Annotated in this window: 14 protein-coding genes; 2 read left to right on the top strand and 12 right to left on the bottom strand. The window is 69.1% G+C overall.

What is annotated here, in order from left to right; translation table 11 throughout:
* Position 1: 1 nt before the first annotated feature.
* The 10 genes from Q1V88_RS15960 to Q1V88_RS15915 all read right to left on the bottom strand — a co-directional run bounded on the left by Q1V88_RS15960 (position 2) and on the right by Q1V88_RS15915 (position 11629).
* Entirely contained in the window at positions 2 to 1093 is a 1092-nt protein-coding gene (locus Q1V88_RS15960) for an adenosine deaminase (RefSeq protein WP_300682284.1), read from the bottom strand.
* Positions 1093 to 2385 (bottom strand): thymidine phosphorylase, encoded by a 1293-nt coding sequence (locus Q1V88_RS15955; RefSeq protein WP_300682283.1) that lies wholly within the window; start codon positions 2383 to 2385, stop codon positions 1093 to 1095. The genes Q1V88_RS15960 and Q1V88_RS15955 overlap by 1 nt, the downstream gene beginning before the upstream one ends.
* A complete protein-coding gene (locus tag Q1V88_RS15950) occupies positions 2382 to 3530 on the bottom strand; it encodes a cytochrome P450 (RefSeq protein ID WP_300682282.1) in 1149 nt (382 codons plus the stop codon). Before Q1V88_RS15950 ends, Q1V88_RS15955 begins: the two co-directional genes overlap by 4 nt.
* On the bottom strand, positions 3502 to 3897 hold the full coding sequence (locus Q1V88_RS15945) for a cytidine deaminase (RefSeq protein ID WP_300682281.1): 396 nt from the start codon (positions 3895 to 3897) through the stop codon (positions 3502 to 3504). Before Q1V88_RS15945 ends, Q1V88_RS15950 begins: the two co-directional genes overlap by 29 nt.
* The gene (locus tag Q1V88_RS15940) at positions 3897 to 5135 is read right to left on the bottom strand and encodes an ABC transporter permease (RefSeq protein WP_300682280.1); all 1239 of its coding nucleotides are present in this window, start codon (positions 5133 to 5135) and stop codon (positions 3897 to 3899) included. Before Q1V88_RS15940 ends, Q1V88_RS15945 begins: the two co-directional genes overlap by 1 nt.
* Complete coding sequence (locus Q1V88_RS15935; RefSeq protein WP_300682279.1) at positions 5132 to 6217, bottom strand: ABC transporter permease; 1086 nt, start codon at positions 6215 to 6217, stop codon at positions 5132 to 5134. Before Q1V88_RS15935 ends, Q1V88_RS15940 begins: the two co-directional genes overlap by 4 nt.
* A gap of 4 nt (positions 6218 to 6221) precedes the next feature.
* Positions 6222 to 7691, bottom strand: coding sequence for an ABC transporter ATP-binding protein (locus Q1V88_RS15930; RefSeq protein ID WP_300682278.1), 1470 nt, complete (start codon positions 7689 to 7691; stop codon positions 6222 to 6224).
* A 127-nt stretch (positions 7692 to 7818) separates the two neighbouring features.
* Positions 7819 to 8895 carry a BMP family ABC transporter substrate-binding protein gene (locus Q1V88_RS15925; protein WP_300682277.1) on the bottom strand — a complete coding sequence of 359 codons (1077 nt, stop codon included), beginning with the start codon at positions 8893 to 8895 and terminating at the stop codon, positions 7819 to 7821.
* Positions 8896 to 9047: 152 nt separating this feature from the next.
* Complete coding sequence (gene meaB, locus Q1V88_RS15920; protein WP_300682276.1) at positions 9048 to 10040, bottom strand: methylmalonyl Co-A mutase-associated GTPase MeaB; 993 nt, start codon at positions 10038 to 10040, stop codon at positions 9048 to 9050.
* Between the two features lie 59 nt (positions 10041 to 10099).
* On the bottom strand, positions 10100 to 11629 hold the full coding sequence (locus Q1V88_RS15915; protein ID WP_300682275.1) for an MFS transporter: 1530 nt from the start codon (positions 11627 to 11629) through the stop codon (positions 10100 to 10102).
* A 112-nt stretch (positions 11630 to 11741) separates the two neighbouring features.
* Here Q1V88_RS15915 and Q1V88_RS15910 point away from each other — a divergent pair, with 112 nt between their 5' ends.
* Together Q1V88_RS15910 and Q1V88_RS15905 are read left to right on the top strand one after the other, a co-directional pair.
* Positions 11742 to 12386, top strand: coding sequence for a TetR/AcrR family transcriptional regulator (locus Q1V88_RS15910; protein ID WP_300682274.1), 645 nt, complete (start codon positions 11742 to 11744; stop codon positions 12384 to 12386).
* Positions 12387 to 12440: 54 nt separating this feature from the next.
* Positions 12441 to 13655, top strand: coding sequence for a hypothetical protein (locus Q1V88_RS15905; RefSeq protein WP_300682273.1), 1215 nt, complete (start codon positions 12441 to 12443; stop codon positions 13653 to 13655).
* A 13-nt stretch (positions 13656 to 13668) separates the two neighbouring features.
* Here the strand turns inward: Q1V88_RS15905 and Q1V88_RS15900 are convergent, their stop codons facing one another.
* The gene (locus Q1V88_RS15900; protein WP_300682272.1) at positions 13669 to 14055 is read right to left on the bottom strand and encodes a DUF779 domain-containing protein; all 387 of its coding nucleotides are present in this window, start codon (positions 14053 to 14055) and stop codon (positions 13669 to 13671) included.
* The gene (gene adh / locus Q1V88_RS15895; protein WP_300682271.1) at positions 14055 to 15578 is read right to left on the bottom strand and encodes an aldehyde dehydrogenase; all 1524 of its coding nucleotides are present in this window, start codon (positions 15576 to 15578) and stop codon (positions 14055 to 14057) included. Before adh ends, Q1V88_RS15900 begins: the two co-directional genes overlap by 1 nt.
* Positions 15579 to 15631 lie beyond the last annotated feature (53 nt).

Raw genomic sequence — 15631 nt, 5'->3', positions numbered from 1 at the left:
GTCAGTCCCGGGCTGCGGCGTAGCCCGGGACGATGACCTCCTCGATCAGCGCCATCCGGTCCGGCAGCGGCAGGAACGCCGCGTAGATCGCGTTGAGCGTGAAGATCTCGAGGTCGTCGAGGTCGTATCCGAACGCCTCGACCAGCTTGAACGTCTCCTCGGAGGCCGAGGTGTGGCTCATCAGGCGGTTGTCGCTGTTGATCGTCACGTTGAAGCCCTCGGCGGCCAGCAGACCGAACGGGTGCTCGGCGATGGTCGCCGCGACCCCGGTCTGCAGGTTCGACGTGGGCGCGACCTCGAGCGGGATCTGCCGATCACGGACGTACGACGCCAGCGGACCGAGCTCGTACTCGCCCGGCTCACCGTCCTCGACGGGGGTGATGTCGTCGACGATCCGGACACCGTGGCCCAGCCGCTCGGCGCCCATCAGGAGTGCGTCACGGATGGAGTCGAGGCCGTCGGCCTCGCCGGCGTGGATGGTGAGTCGGCCACAGGCACGACGCACGACGTCGATCGCGTCCGCGTGTGCCGAGGCCGGGAAGCCCTTCTCCGGCCCGGCGAAGTCGAACCCGACGACGCCGTAGTCCATGAAGTCGACGACCGCCTCGGCGGCCTCGTTCGCACGGTCGGTCTGGCGCATCGAGCACAGCAGCTGGCGCACCACGATCGGCAGCCGGGAGGTGGCCTCCTCGATCCCGGACTGGACGGCCGCGACGACCTGTTCGATGGAGAGGCCACCGGCGGTGTTGAGCTCGGGGGCGTAGCGCAGCTCGGCGTAGACCACGCCGTCGGCGGCCAGGTCCTCGACCGCCTCGCGGGCGACCCGAGCGAGGTGCTCGGGGCGCTGCATCACGGCGACAGTGTGGACGAACGTCTCCAGGTAGCGCTCCAGGGAGCCGGAGTCGGCCGACTCGGCGAACCAGGTGGCCAGCTCGTCGACGTCGGTCGAGGGCAGCTCGTGGCCGATCTCGGCGGCCAGCTCGATCACCGTGGCGGGGCGCAGGCCACCGTCGAGGTGCTCGTGCAGGACGACCTTCGGCAGGGCCACGATCTGCTCCAGGGTCAGGGCGGGAGCGGTGGGCTCGGTGGTCATCAGGAGATCCTGTCGATCAGCAACGGCGACGGGGTCCACCCGGCGGCCTGGTCGGTCGGGGTGATGTCGAAGCCGCCCTCGAGGGAGGCCAGGGCACGCTCGAACCGGGCCGGCTCGTCGGCGTGCAGGGTGAACAGCGGCGTGCCGGCGGTGACGGTGTCACCGGGACGGGCGTGCCACACCACACCGGCACCGGCCGAGACCGGGTCCTCCTTGCGGGCCCGACCCGCGCCCAGGCGCCAGGCGGCCAGGCCGACCGCCATCGCGTCGAGCCGGGTCAGCACGCCGGAGGTCGGCGCGGTGATGACGTGCTGCTCGCGGGCGACCGGGAGGACGGCGTCCGGGTCGCCGTCCTGGGCCCGGATCATCGCCTTCCAGACGTCCATCGCGGAGCCGTCGGCCAGCTTGTCGGCAGGGTCGACGTCGGTGACGCCGGCTCCGGCGAGCATCTCGCGGGCCAGGGCCAGGGTGAGCTCGACGACGTCGGCGGGGCCGCCACCGGCGAGCACCTCGACCGACTCGGCGACCTCCAGGCCGTTGCCCGCGGTGAGACCGAGCGGGGTCGACATGTCGGTCAGCAGCGCGACCGTGTTCACCCCGGCGTCGGTACCGAGGTCGACCATCGTGCGAGCCAGCTCGCGGGCGTCCTCCAGCGACTTCATGAACGCGCCGGTGCCGACCTTGACGTCGAGCACCAGCGAGCCGGTGCCCTCGGCGATCTTCTTGCTCATGATCGAGCTGGCGATCAGTGGGATCGCCTCGACGGTGCCTGTCACGTCGCGCAGCGCGTAGAGCTTCTTGTCGGCCGGGGCGAGACCGTCTCCGGCAGCGCAGATCACGGCGCCGATCGACTCCAGCTGGGCGAAGAGCTCCTCGTTGGAGAGCATCGCGCGCCAGCCTGGGATCGCCTCGAGCTTGTCCAAGGTGCCGCCGGTGTGGCCCAGGCCGCGGCCCGAGAGCTGCGGTACGGCGACACCGCAGGCCGCCACCAGGGGCGCCAGCGGCAGCGTGATCTTGTCGCCCACCCCACCGGTGGAGTGCTTGTCCGCCGTACGCCGGGACAGGGCGTCGAACGACATCCGCTCCCCGGTGGCGATCATCGCGTTGGTCCAGCGGGCGATCTCACGACGGTTCATGCCGTTGAGCAGGATCGCCATCGCCAGCGAGGACATCTGCTCGTCGGCGACGACACCGTCGGTGTAGTTGCGGATCACCCAGTCGATCTGGCTGTCGCTCAGCTCGCCGCCGCCACGCTTGGCGACGATCACCTCGATCGCGTCGTGCTCGCTCATCGGGCCACCTCCACAGTCTCGTATCCCTTCAGCACGAACGTGTCGCGCGGTTCGGACTTGACCAGGTGCAGCGACGGGAACCGGTCGAAGAGCAGACCGACGGACTCGGTCAGCTCCATCCGGGCCAGCGGCGCGCCGAGGCAGAAGTGGATCCCGGCGCTGAACGCCAGGTGCGGGTTCGGGTCGCGGTCGGGGATGAACCGGTCCACGTCCTCGAACGCCTGCGGGTCGCGGTTGGCCGCACCCAGCAGGGCCCAGACCTTCTGCCCGGGCTCGACGGTGGTGCCGGCGATCTCGACCGGCTCCACGGCGGTGCGCTCGAAGAGCTGAAGCGCGGAGTCGTAGCGCAGCATCTCCTCGATGGTGAGCGCGACGTCGGCAGCCGGCTTCTCCCCTGCCTCGAGCAGGGAGACCAGGCCGTTGCTGAATACGTTGACCGAGGCCTCGTGGCCGGCGTTGAGCAGCAGCACGACCGAGGCGACGACCTCGTCCTCGGACAGGTCGGTGGCGACCAGGTCGGAGATCAGGTCGTCGGCCGGCTTGGCCCGACGGTGACCGACGAAGTCGCGGACCAGGTCGGCGAAGGCCTGACCCGCTGCGACGGCAGCATCGACCCGCTCGGTGGACACCGACGGCTCGTACATCTTGACGATCGCCTGCGACCAGTCGCGCAGATCGTCGGCGTACGACGTCGGCACCCCGAGCAGCTCGGCGATCACGAGCACCGGCAGCGGCTCGGCGTACTGTCCGATCACGTCGAACCCGTCGGGGTCGACCTCGTCGAGCAGCTGAGCGGCCAGCTCCTGGACACGCGGCTTGAGGCGCTCGACGTGGCCGCGGTTGAACGCGGCGGCGACGGGGCGACGCAGGCGGGTGTGGACCTTGCCCTCGTTCTCCATCATCTGGTTGCGGTGCAGGACGTTGAACGGCTCCAGGTAGGAGGCGGGCTGCTTGTCCTGCCACAGCCGCTGCAGCCGACGGTCCCGCAGCACCGCGGAGGTGGCCTCGTGGGAGAAGGTCAGCAGCACACCGGCGTCGTTCCAGGCCGCCTCGTGCCGGGCACGCTCGGCGGTGAAGAACGGGTACGGGTTGGCGACGAACTCAGCGTTGGTCAGATCAAGCGAGGTTGTGGGGGCCGAATGCATCGGGGAGTACTTCCTTCATCGTCTTCACTCCGGACACCGTCCAGAGCTCGAGGGCGGCGCCGCCGTTCTCCCACAGGAGCTGGCGGCACCGACCACAGGGCATGATCACCTCGCCTGCGCCGTTGACGCAGACCACGTGGGTGAGCAGCCCTCCGCCGGTGATGTGCAGCTGGCTGACCAGCCCGCACTCGGCGCACAGGGCGACGCCGTAACCGGCGTTCTCGACATTGCAGCCGGTCAGGAGGCGGCCGTCATCGGCGATGCCGGCCACCCCCACCCGGTAGTTCGAGTAGGGCGCGTACGCGTGGGTCGCGGCCTCGGTGGCCGTGACGCGCAGCGCCTCCCACTCGCTCTGGGTCAGACTCATCAGCCAGCGCTTCCCTTGCGATAGACGACACCGTCGGCCGCCGGCATTCGCAGACGTCCACCGGCGAAGCACAGCACCACCAGGGTAGTCACGTAAGGCGTCATGCCGGTGAAGTCGCCGGGAACCTCGTTGATCAGCAGGTAGACGCCGAGCATCAGGAGACCGAAGACGATCATGCCGACCGACTGGCCCGTGGAGCGCTTCTTCCAGAAGATCCAGAAGGCGGCCACGATCAGCACGATCGCGACGAGCAGCAGGAGCGCGTGCACCGACTGGCCACCCGAGCGCAGCCGGAGCGCGTCGGTGAAGCCGAACAGGCCCGAGCCCAGTGCCAGACCGCCCGGTCGCCAGTTGCCGAAGATCATGGCGGCCAGACCGATGTAGCCTCGCCCACCCGTCTGGCCCTCGCGGTAGACGGTCGCGTCGTCGACCAGGAAGGCCCCGGCCAGACCCGCGAGCGCACCGGAGATGATCACGCCGGCGTACTTGTAGAGGTAGACGTTGACACCGAGGGACTCCGCCGCGGCGGGCGCCTCACCGACGGAGCGGATCCGCAGGCCGAAGGTGGTGCGCCACAGCACCCAGGCGGTGGCGACGAAGAGCACCACGCCGAGCACGGTGAGCAGCGAGAGCTGGGTCGTCACGCCGCCGACCAGGCCGGCCAGGTCGGAGATGATGAACCAGTGGTGCTTCTCGATCTTGAGCGCCGCATCGGAGATGCCGGGGATCGTGATCGTGTCGATCGAGGAGACCCGCGGCGACTGCGTCGGACCGCCACCCTGCTTGCCGGTGAAGGCACGACCGGCGAGGTACTGCGAGGCCCCGAGCGCGATCACGTTGATCGCCACCCCGGAGACGATGTGGTCGACGCCGAAGGTCACGGTGGCGACCGCGTGCAGCAGGCCGGAGATGGCACCGAAGGCGAGGGCGGCGACGACGCCGGCCCACATCCCCCACTGGTAGCCCGCCCAGCCGGCGGCGAAGGTGCCCATGATCATCATGCCCTCGAGGCCGATGTTGACCACGCCCGCGCGCTCGGACCACAGACCACCGAGACCGACCAGAGCGATCGGCATCGCGGCACGGATCGCGGCGCGGAAGGTGCCCGAGGAGTCGAGGTCGTCGGCACCGGCGATGACCCGGACCAGGGAGACCAGGAAGACGGCCGCGACGGCCAGGACGACGAGCAGCACCCAGGAGTGGGCGAGCTTGCTGGTCTTCATCTGCTTGACGTTCATGCTGCCGCTCCCTTGAGCTCGAGCGAGCGTGCGACGGCGCGCTGCTCTGCGGCGTTGTTCACCCGACGGACCACCTCGTAGGCGATCACGACGGAGAGCACGATGACGCCCTGGATGATGCTGACGAGGTCGTTGGAGACGCCCGCCATCAGCTGGAGCTTGTTGGACTGCTCGTTGAGGAAGGCGAAGAGGAACGCCGCGAAGGCGATCCCGATCGGGTTGTTCCGTCCGAGCAGCGCCACCGCGATGCCGGCGAAGCCGAGGCCCGACTGGAAGGTCAGGCCGTAGTTGTGCTGGTCACCGAAGAGCATCGGCATCCCGATCAGGCCGGCGATGCCGCCGCTGATCAGCATCGAGACGACGATCATCTTCTTCACGTTGACACCGCTGGCCACGGCCGCGGACTCGGACTGGCCGGTGGCCCGCAGGCTGAAGCCGAAGACGGTCCGGGACAACAGCAGCCAGTAGAAGACACCCGCGACGATCGCGAGGATCACGAGCGTGTAGACCGTGTTCGGCGCACCCGAGATCAGGTTGAACCCCTCGAGCTGGCTCGATCCGGGGATCGTCTTGGTGTGGATGTTGTTGCCCTCGGTGACGGCGACCTTGCGCAGCCCCCACGCGACCAGCGCGGTGGCGATCGAGTTGAGCATGATCGTCGCGATCACCTCGCTGACGCCGCGGGTCACGCGCAGCAGACCGGCGATGCCGGCCCACAGGGCACCGACCGCGACGGCGACGACGAGGGTGAAGAGCACGTTGAGCTTGCCCGGGAACCAGGCCTCGCCGGCCACCCAGGCGGCCACGAAGGCGGCGATCCGGTACTGGCCGTCGACGCCGATGTTGAACAGGTTCATCCGGAACCCGACCGCTGCGGCGAGTGCCGAGAGGTACAGCATCGTCGCGGAGTTGATCATGTTGACCTCGTTGCGCGGACGAGGACTGCTGAAGATCGTGGACCAGACCTTGCCGACCGGGTCACCCGCGACCAGCAGGATCAGGCTCGTCACGATCATCGCGAAGACGATCGCGAGAACCGGGGCGGCCAGGGTCAGGCCCACCCTACGAAGATCGAATTTCATGCGTTCACTTTCCCGACGCTGAGGGTTCGGTGGCGCCGGTCATGGCGGAGCCGAGTTCGGTGGGAGTCACTGTCTGCGGGTCGACGGTGCCGACCAGGCGGCCGCGGAGCATCACGTGGATGGTGTCCGAGAGGCCGATCAGCTCGTCGAGGTCGGCGGAGATCAGCAGCACCGCGAGGCCGCTGCGGCGAGCGGTCTTGATGTGGTCCCAGATCGCCGCCTGCGCGCCGACGTCGACACCACGGGTCGGGTGCGAGGCGATCAGCAGCGACGGGTCGCCGCTCATCTCGCGACCGACGATCAGCTTCTGCTGGTTGCCGCCGGACAGGGCACGGGCGGTGGTGTCGATGCCCGGCGTCCGGACGTCGTACTGCTCGACGATCCGCTGGGTGTCCTTGCGGGCGCCCGAGCGGTCGATAAACGGTCCCTTGACGTTGGGCTTGCGGGTCTGGTGACCGAGGATCCGGTTCTCCCAGAGCGGGGCGTCCAGCAGCAGGCCGTGGCGGTGGCGGTCCTCGGGGATGTACCCGATCCCGGTCTCGCGGCGGCGCGCGGTGGACCAGTGCGTGATGTCGGCGCCGGCCAGCGTGACCACGCCGGTGCCCTTGCGCATCCCCATGATCGCCTCGACGAGCTCGGCCTGGCCGTTGCCCTCGACGCCGGCGATGCCGACGATCTCGCCACGGTGGATGTCGAAGGAGATGTCGGTGAGCAGGTCGCGGCCGCCCTGCGGGTCGGGCATCGACAGGTCCCGCACGGAGAGCTCGACGACGTCGGTGACGGTGGAGGTCTCGGTGCTCGGCGAGGGCAGCTCGGAGCCGACCATCAGCTCGGCGAGCTGACGTGCCGTGATCGCCTTGGGGTCGGCGGTGGCGACGGTGGTGCCGCGCCGGATGACGGTGACGTCGTCGGCGACGCTGAGCACCTCGTCGAGCTTGTGCGAGATGAACAGCACGGTCAGGCCGTCGGCCTTGAGGTCGCGCAGGTTCGAGAAGAGCTCGTCGACCTCGTGCGGCACCAGCACGGCGGTGGGCTCGTCGAGGATGATGGTCTTGGCGCCGCGGTAGAGCACCTTGAGGATCTCCACCCGCTGGCGGTCGCCGACCCCGAGGTGCTCGACCAGGCGGTCGGGGTCGAGGTCGAAGCCGTACGTCGTGGCGAGCTCCCGGATGCGCGCCCTGGCCTTCTCCCCCGAGCCGTAGAGCTTCTCGGCACCGAGCACCACGTTCTCGAGAACGGTGAGGTTGTCCGCCAGCATGAAGTGCTGGAAGACCATGCCGATACCGGCGGCGATCGCGTCAGCGGGCGAGGAGAAGCTCACCTCGGTGCCGTTGATCTCGATCGTGCCCGAATCCGGCTTCTGTACGCCGTACAGAATCTTCATCAGGGTCGACTTGCCCGCTCCGTTCTCCCCGACCAGGGCGTGAACGGTGCCACGGCGCACCTCGACATTGACGTGATCGTTCGCGATCACGCCCGGGAAACGCTTCCCGATGTCCGTCAACCGGACTGCCAGTTCTGTTGTGATGACCGACCCCTCCTCGATGAAACACTCAGGCCCGGGAGGAACGTAGCGCTCCCCCCGGGCCTGCGCGCGGGTGTTACTTCAGCGTCGAGGGCACCGTGATGGTGCCGTCGATGATCTTCTTGGCGTACTCGTCCAGCTGGGCCTTGATGTCGTCGACCTTGCCACCGCTGGTGGAGTAGGCGACGCCGCCGTCCTTCAGGTCGAAGGTCTGCGTGCCCGTCAGCGGCTTGCCGTCGACGGCGGCCTTGAGGAAGTCGTACACCGCGACGTCGACGTGCTTGAGCATCGAGGTCAGGATGAACGGCTTGAGGTCCGCAGCAGCGGTCAGGTACTGGTCGGAGTCGACGCCGATGGCGAGACCCTTGGCAGCCTTGGCGGCCTCGAACACGCCGGTGCCCGAACCACCAGCAGCGTGGAACACGACGTCCGCACCGGCGTCGAACTCGCCGGCCGCAGCCGTCTTGCCCTTGGCCGGGTCACCGAAGCCGCTGAAGTCCGGCGGCTGCGAGAGGTAGGTGGACTTGATCACGATCTTCGGGTTGACCGCCTTGGCGCCCGCGTCGTAACCGGCCTCGAACTTCTGGATCAGCGGCGTGTTGACGCCACCGACGAAGCCGATCGTGCCGGACTTGGACTTCAGCGCAGCGGCGGCACCGACCAGGAAGGAGCCCTGCTCCTCGGCGAAGACCAGCGGCACCACGTTGGCGATCGGCTTGCCGTCGGCACCGGCCGGGACGTCGTCGATGATCGCGAAGCTGGTGTCGGGGTACTGCGGAGCGATCTTGGCGACCGCAGCGTCGTAGGCGAAGCCGACGGCGATGATCGGGTTGTAGCCCTGCTCCGCCATCTGGACCAGGCGGTCCTCCTTGGCCGAGTCGGACTCGTCAGCCGAGGCCTCGGACTCCGAGGTCGTCAGGCCGAACTCCTTCTTGGCCTTGTCGAGACCGGCAGCGGCCATGTCGTTGAACGACTGGTCGCCACGGCCACCGATGTCGTAGGCCAGACCGACCTTGATGTCGGACTTCTTCGTCGTCGAGGACGTGTTGTCCTTCGCAGTCGAGCCATCGCTGCTGCTGCCACAGGCCGTCAGCGCGGCCAGCGACAGGGCGCCGACCGACAGGACGGCTGCAAACTTGGTAGTGCGGCGCAAGACGCCTCCTTGGTTGTACTGCGCCCCCTCGGGACGGGGGCCCGCATCGGGCAACTTTAGAAGCAACTGAGAGCCTCGCATACCCGGGGGTAGCGCACGACACCAAGTTGTTACGAAGTCGGCCCCACAGGACCGATTCCGAAACACAGGTTTCAGGCCTGGTCGCCGTCGAACGCCTCGAGCAGCCGGTCGGCCGCCACCGTGGCGGTCAGCTCGCCGGCGAGCAGCTCCGCACTGATCTCGTCGCGGATGGCACGGACCTGGCGATGGTGCCGCAGACGCTGCTCGAGCTCGTCGCGGACCAGGGCCCAGGTGAAGTCGAGCTGCTGGTGGGCGCGCTTGTCGCGCAGCCCCGCGTCGCCGAGCTGGGCACGGTGGGCCAGGACCTGCTCCCAGACCCCGTCGACGCCGTCGTCGGCCAGGCCGCTGGCCGTGACCACCGGCGGTGCCCACTCGTCGTGACCGCGCACCATCCGCAGCGCGCCGGCGAGCTCGCGGGCCGCGGCCTTCGCCTCGGTCTGGCGGGCGACGTCACCGGGGTCGGCCTTGTTCACCGCGATCACGTCGGCGATCTCCAGGATGCCCTTCTTGATCCCCTGGAGCTGGTCGCCGGTGCGGGCGATGGTGAGGAACAGGAAGGTGTCGACCATCCCGGCGACGGTCACCTCGGACTGCCCCACGCCGACGGTCTCGACCAGGATCACGTCGTACCCGGCGGCTTCCAGGACCGACATCGCCTGGGCGGTGGCCCGGGCGACGCCCCCCAGGGTGCCCGCGCTCGGCGAGGGCCTGATGAAGGCGTTCGGGTCGACCGAGAGCCGGCTCATCCGGGTCTTGTCCCCCAGCACCGAGCCGCCGGTGCGGACCGAGGACGGGTCGACCGCCAACACCCCGACCCGGTGCCCGGCGTCGGTCAGCCGGGTGCCGAGCGCCTCGATGAAGGTGGACTTGCCGACACCCGGGACACCGGAGATGCCGACCCTGACCGCCGGGGTGGCGGGACCACCCAGATCGGTGAGCAGCTCACGGGCCAGTGCGCGGTGGGCGGGCTTGGTCGACTCGACCAGCGTGATCGCGCGCGCGACCGCGGCACGCCTGCCCTCCGTCACTCCCGCGATCAGTCCGGGCACCTGGTTGTCAGCCACACAGGTCACCCTAACCATCCCGGGAGTGACGGGGTCAGAGGTGTGTCACCGGCGAGACGTCACAGGTCCGAGGAGACCGAAGCGAACTCACCGGCGGCGCCGAGCGCCTCGTCCTCGCGGACCTCCTCGGCGGTCAGGGCGCGCCCGCCCGAGCCGATCCCGAAGGCCGCCATCAGGCCGGCGGCGATGAAGGCGACCAGGCCGAGCACGAAGGCGACGACGTACGCACTCTCGGCCGGCAGCGTGACGGTGCCCGCCGGGGTGGCGTGGTGCACCACGTCGCTAGCCAGGATGGTGACGATGACGGCCGAACCGATCGAGCCGCCGACGGTCCGCATGATCGAGTTGACCGAGTTCGCAACGCCCGTCTCATGCGCCTCGACATTGCTCACCAGGAGCGCCGGCATCGAGGCGTACGCCGCGGCGATGGCCGCATTGCCGACGATCAGGGTGCAGATCACCTGCGCCGCGGTGTCGTGCAGCAGGATCAGACCGAGCATGCCGACCGCGCCGACGGCGCTGGCGTTGACGAGCACCCAGCGCGGACCGATCCGACCGACCAGCCGGCCCGCGAGCGGGCCCATCAGCACCGAGACGATGGCGCCGGGCAGCATGAACTCGACGCTGGTGCGCAGCACGCTGGCGCTGAACCCGAAGCCGGCCAGCTCCTTGGGGGTCTCGACCAGGTACGTCGCGCCCACGAAGACGGTGAACATCGCGAAGCCGACGAAGAGGCTCGCCAGGTTGGTGGCCAGCACCGGACGGCGGGTGAGCAGCGAGGTGGCGACCAGCGGCTCGGCGGTGCGCGCCTGGAGTGCGACGAAGCCGACCAGGACGACGACGGCGGCGACGAAGAGGCCGATCACACGACCCGAGCCCCAGCCCCACTCGTGGCCCTGGGAGATCGGCAGCAGCAGGGCGACCAGACCGACGGCGAGGACGAAGGCACCGACGTAGTCGACCCGGCCGCCGAGGCCGGCGCGACGGGGCAGGCTGACCACGGCGAGGATCAGGACCAGGGCGGTCAGCACGACCAGCAGCCAGAAGATCCGGCGGTAGTCGGCGTCACCCTTGGTGAGCAGACCGGTGGCGACCAGCGCCAGTCCGGAGCCGAAGCCGAGCGAGGAGGCCGCGACCGCCATCGCACCGGTGAGGCGCTCGCGCGGCATCTCCTGGCGCAGCACGCTGATCGCGAGCGGGAAGAGGCCGAAGCTGGCGCCCTGGAGGACGCGGGCGATGATCAGCGGCGCGATCGAGTGCGTGACGGCGGCCAGGACGCTGCCGATCAGGGTGAGCACGAGCGCGATCACGATCACCGGCTTGTGGCCGTAGACGTCGCCGATACGGCCGAAGAGCGGGGTGATCGCCGAGGCGGTCAGCATCGTCGCGGTGGTGACCCAGCCGGCCGTGGTCGAGGAGACGCCGAGGTCGACGCCGATCTGGGGCAGCACCGGGATGACCAGGGTCTGCACCATCGCCAGCAGCAGCACGCCGGTGGCCATGGTGATCAGGACGAGGGTGGGTGAGACCGCCCGAGAGGAGGAGGTGGGCACCTGGGCGGGCCCGGTGGAGACAGGGGACGACGACATAAGTGCAGAGCCTACGGATGTATCAACGCTCTGTCGAACATTTTCGACGGTGCGTCAATTACGTGTCGGTCGCGAGCGTGCGATCGTGATGGGGCTCACCTAGGCTGGGGTCATGCCCGCGACCGACCCTCTCCCGCACCTCGACGAGGAGACCTCTCGCCGCCGTGCCGGGCGGAGCAAGGGCGATCAGCGTGAGGACCAGATCCTGGCCGTCGTACGCCGGCTGCTGACCGAGAAGTCGATGGCGACGATCACCGTCGACGACATCACCACCGCGGCCGGCATCTCCCGCACCGCGTTCTACTTCTACTTCCCCACCAAGCAGGCGGTCCTGGCCCGCTTGATGGAGGAGGTCAGCGACGACTTCGCCCAGACCCACGTCTGGCTGGCCACCGACGGCCCGAGCCCGGAGACGCTGCGCGAGGAGCTGGCCGGCGCCGCCGCCCTGTGGCAGGCCAACGGCGCGATCCTGGCCTGCACCCTCAACTCGGCCTACGTCGACGCCTATCCCCCGCTCAGCGACTTCGTCGAGCGGGTCAAGGCCCGCTTCTCCGCGGGCCTGGAGGCCAAGATCGCCCGCGACCAGGCCTCCGGCGCGGCTCCCGACACGATCGGCCCCGCCACCCTGGCCTGGATGGTCGACATCCTGCGCAACACCCGCCTGGCCCACCTCCGCGACGCCGACCCCGACGCCCTGGAGGCGGGCCTGGCCGAGCTCGCCGAGGCGATCACCCGGCTGATCTACGCACGCTCCTAGCCGCTCCTGCAGATACGTCCGCACCCCACGTCAGGCCGGGGCATGATGCTGCCTGTGAGCACCGTTCTGTGGGACGAAGTCCGCCGTGACGCCCAGATGGGAGACTCGTCCATCGAGTTCACCGTCCGCCCCGCCGATCCGACCGAGGTCGACGCCGCCGCGGAGGCGATCGCACTGGCATGGGAGGCTTTCCAGCCGACCTCCACCCCCGTGCACCTCCACAACAGTCGTCTCGAGACCAGTCCGATCGACGTCACCTGGCTGATCTACATCGGCGACGACCGCTCCCGGGGCACGCAGGCAACGCGTTGGGCCTCCCTCGAAGCCCTCCTCACCCTCGCGATCCGCTGCCTCCACGATGCCGACGTCGCGGCCACCATCGGGCCACCGGTCTACCCCAAGAGCCCACCCGGCACTCCCGGCGTCGACACCTTCCCGACAGCGATCCTCGCCTTCAACGGCTGGACACCGTTGAGCAAGATCGAGCCGCGCGGCCTCCACGTCTCACCGGTCTGGGACAACGACCCCGAGGCGCGAACGTTCCTCACCGACTGGGTCAGCACGTGGGTCCAAGACGACCGCACCAACCCCGTCTGGTTCTTTGCCCCCATCCGCTACCGCACGCTCGACCCCGCAGACCTCCCCCGCTTCCTCGCCCACCACCCCACCCAGCGCCGTGTCACCTCCGCCACCGACGGGAACCGCTTCCGGCGCGTTGCCTTCGACCCCACCGGACGCCTCTGCCTCACCGACTTCGACGCCAACCTGCCCACCAGCAAACGACAGCACGCACTGCGTCAAGCACTCATCGCCCACGCCCCGCACCTCGACTTCGCCACCATCCGACGTACCGCGACCGCCTGGACAGCCAACGACGCCCTGAAGTTCTGGCTCTCCCTCCCGCCCTACCACCACACGCATAACGGCTACTACGCCAGCCGACGCGACCTCGACACCACCCAGGTCCCCGACGCCGCCGGCATCCAGCTCCTCACCGACCATCACCTCGCCAACGCCCACGACCTGAGCAACTGGAACATCACCACGGTGGCCCCCGGCAAGCACCTCGTCGAGGCCCCCGACCTCGACCCCTGGTACGCCGAGGACGCACCGGACCCCGACACCATCGCCCAAGCCCGCATCGACTTCGGCGCGATGATCCTCGGCACCCCCGGCACCTACACCGACCCCGCGTGGCTCGAACGCGCAGAGCGCTACGCGCACCGCCAGGCCCGCAGGCGCACGAGCCCCACCACGCCGCCGGCCTGAGCCCACCTCCGACCTACGCGCGCTCCGGATCCGCCTGATCGGCCGCTACCTCAGCATCGGTGAGCAGCCGCGAGCGCAGCAGGAACCGGATCCCGTCGGGTGCCTCCAAGGAGAAGCCCGCACCGCGGCCCGGCACCACGTCGATGGTGAGGTGGGTGTGGGACCAGTAGCCGAACTGCTCGCGCGACATCCAGACCTCCACCGGCGGCTGCCCGTCGTCGACGTCGAGGGTGCCGATCAGCACGTCGGCCTCCCCGGTCAGGAACTCACCGGCCGGGAAGCACATCGGCGCCGACCCGTCACAGCAGCCGCCGGACTGGTGGAACATCACCGGACCGTGGACGCCCTGCAGCCGCCGTACGACATCGGCGGCCGCAGGGGTGAGGTCCACCCGTTGCATCAGAAGAAGCCCTGGGCGTTCGGGTTGTAGGAGACCAGCAGGTTCTTGGTCTGCTGGTAGTGGTCCAGCATCATCGCGTGGTTCTCCCGGCCGATGCCCGAGGACTTGTAGCCGCCGAACGCCGCGTGCGCCGGATAGGCGTGGTAGCAGTTCGTCCAGACCCGGCCGGCCTGGATCTCGCGGCCCGCCCGGTAGGCGGTGTTGGTGTTGCGCGACCAGACCCCGGCACCGAGGCCGTACAGGGTGTCGTTGGCCAGCGACATGGCGTCGTCGAAGTCGTCGAAGCCGGTCACCGAGACCACGGGACCGAAGATCTCCTCCTGGAAGATCCGCATCTTGTTGTGCCCCTCGAAGATCGTCGGTGCGACGTAGTAGCCACCCGACAGGTCCCCGCCGAGGTCGACCCGCTCGCCGCCGGCGAGGATCCGGGCGCCCTCCTCGGTGCCGATCTGGATGTAGGACAGGATCTTCTCCAGCTGGTCATTGCTGGCCTGGGCCCCGATCATGGTGTCGTCGTCGAGCGGGTTGCCCTGCACGATCTTCTTCACCCGGTCGGTGGCCGCCGACAGGAACGGGTCGTAGATCGAGCGCTGGATCAGTGCCCGGCTCGGGCAGGTGCAGACCTCACCCTGGTTGAGGGCGAACATCGCGAACCCCTCCAGCGCCTTGTCGGAGAAGGCGTCGTCGGCGGCGAGCACGTCGTCGAAGAAGATGTTGGGGCTCTTGCCGCCGAGCTCCAGGGTGACCGGGATCAGGTTCTGGCTGGCGTACTGCATGATCAGCCGACCGGTGGTGGTCTCCCCGGTGAAGGCGATCTTGCGGATCCGAGGCGAGGAGGCCAGCGGCTTGCCCGCCTCCACCCCGAAGCCGTTGACGACGTTGAGTACGCCGGCCGGCAGCAGGTCTCCGATCAGCTCGACGAGCAACATGATGGAGGCCGGGGTCTGCTCGGCGGGCTTGAGCACGACGGCGTTGCCGGCCGCGAGCGCGGGGGCGAGCTTCCAGGTCGCCATCAGCAGCGGGAAGTTCCACGGGATGATCTGGCCGACGACGCCGAGCGGCTCGTGGAAGTGGTAGGCCACGGTGTCGTCGTCGATCTGGGACAGGTGGCCCTCCTGGGCCCGGATCGCGCCGGCGAAGTAGCGGAAGTGGTCGACGGCCAGCGGCAGGTCGGCGGCCTTGGTCTCACGCACCGGCTTGCCGTTGTCCCAGGTCTCCCCCACCGCCAGCATCTCGAGGTTGGCCTCGATCCGGTCGGCGATCTTGTTGAGGATGTTGGCGCGCTCGGCGACCGAGGTCTTCCCCCAGGCCGGGGCCGCCGCATGGGCGGCGTCCAGGGCGAGCTCGATGTCCTCGGCGGTCGAGCGGGCGACCTCGCAGAAGACCTTGCCGTTGACCGGCGAGGGGTTCTCGAAGTACTGCCCCTTCACCGGCGGCACCCACTCGTTGCCGATCCAGTTCTCGTAGCGGGACTTGTAGGTGACGATGCTGCCCTCGGCTCCGGGCTGCGCGTAGGTAGTCATGACTGTGACGCTAGTCACGCGTGCGTTGCAGGAACGTTGCAACGCTTCCGGCC

The sequence above is a fragment of the Nocardioides sp. genome (assembly GCF_030150155.1).
Taxonomy (GTDB): domain Bacteria; phylum Actinomycetota; class Actinomycetes; order Propionibacteriales; family Nocardioidaceae; genus Nocardioides.
The sequence above is the reverse complement of the archived record's forward strand: the minus strand, read 5'-3'. Positions and strand labels throughout refer to the sequence as shown.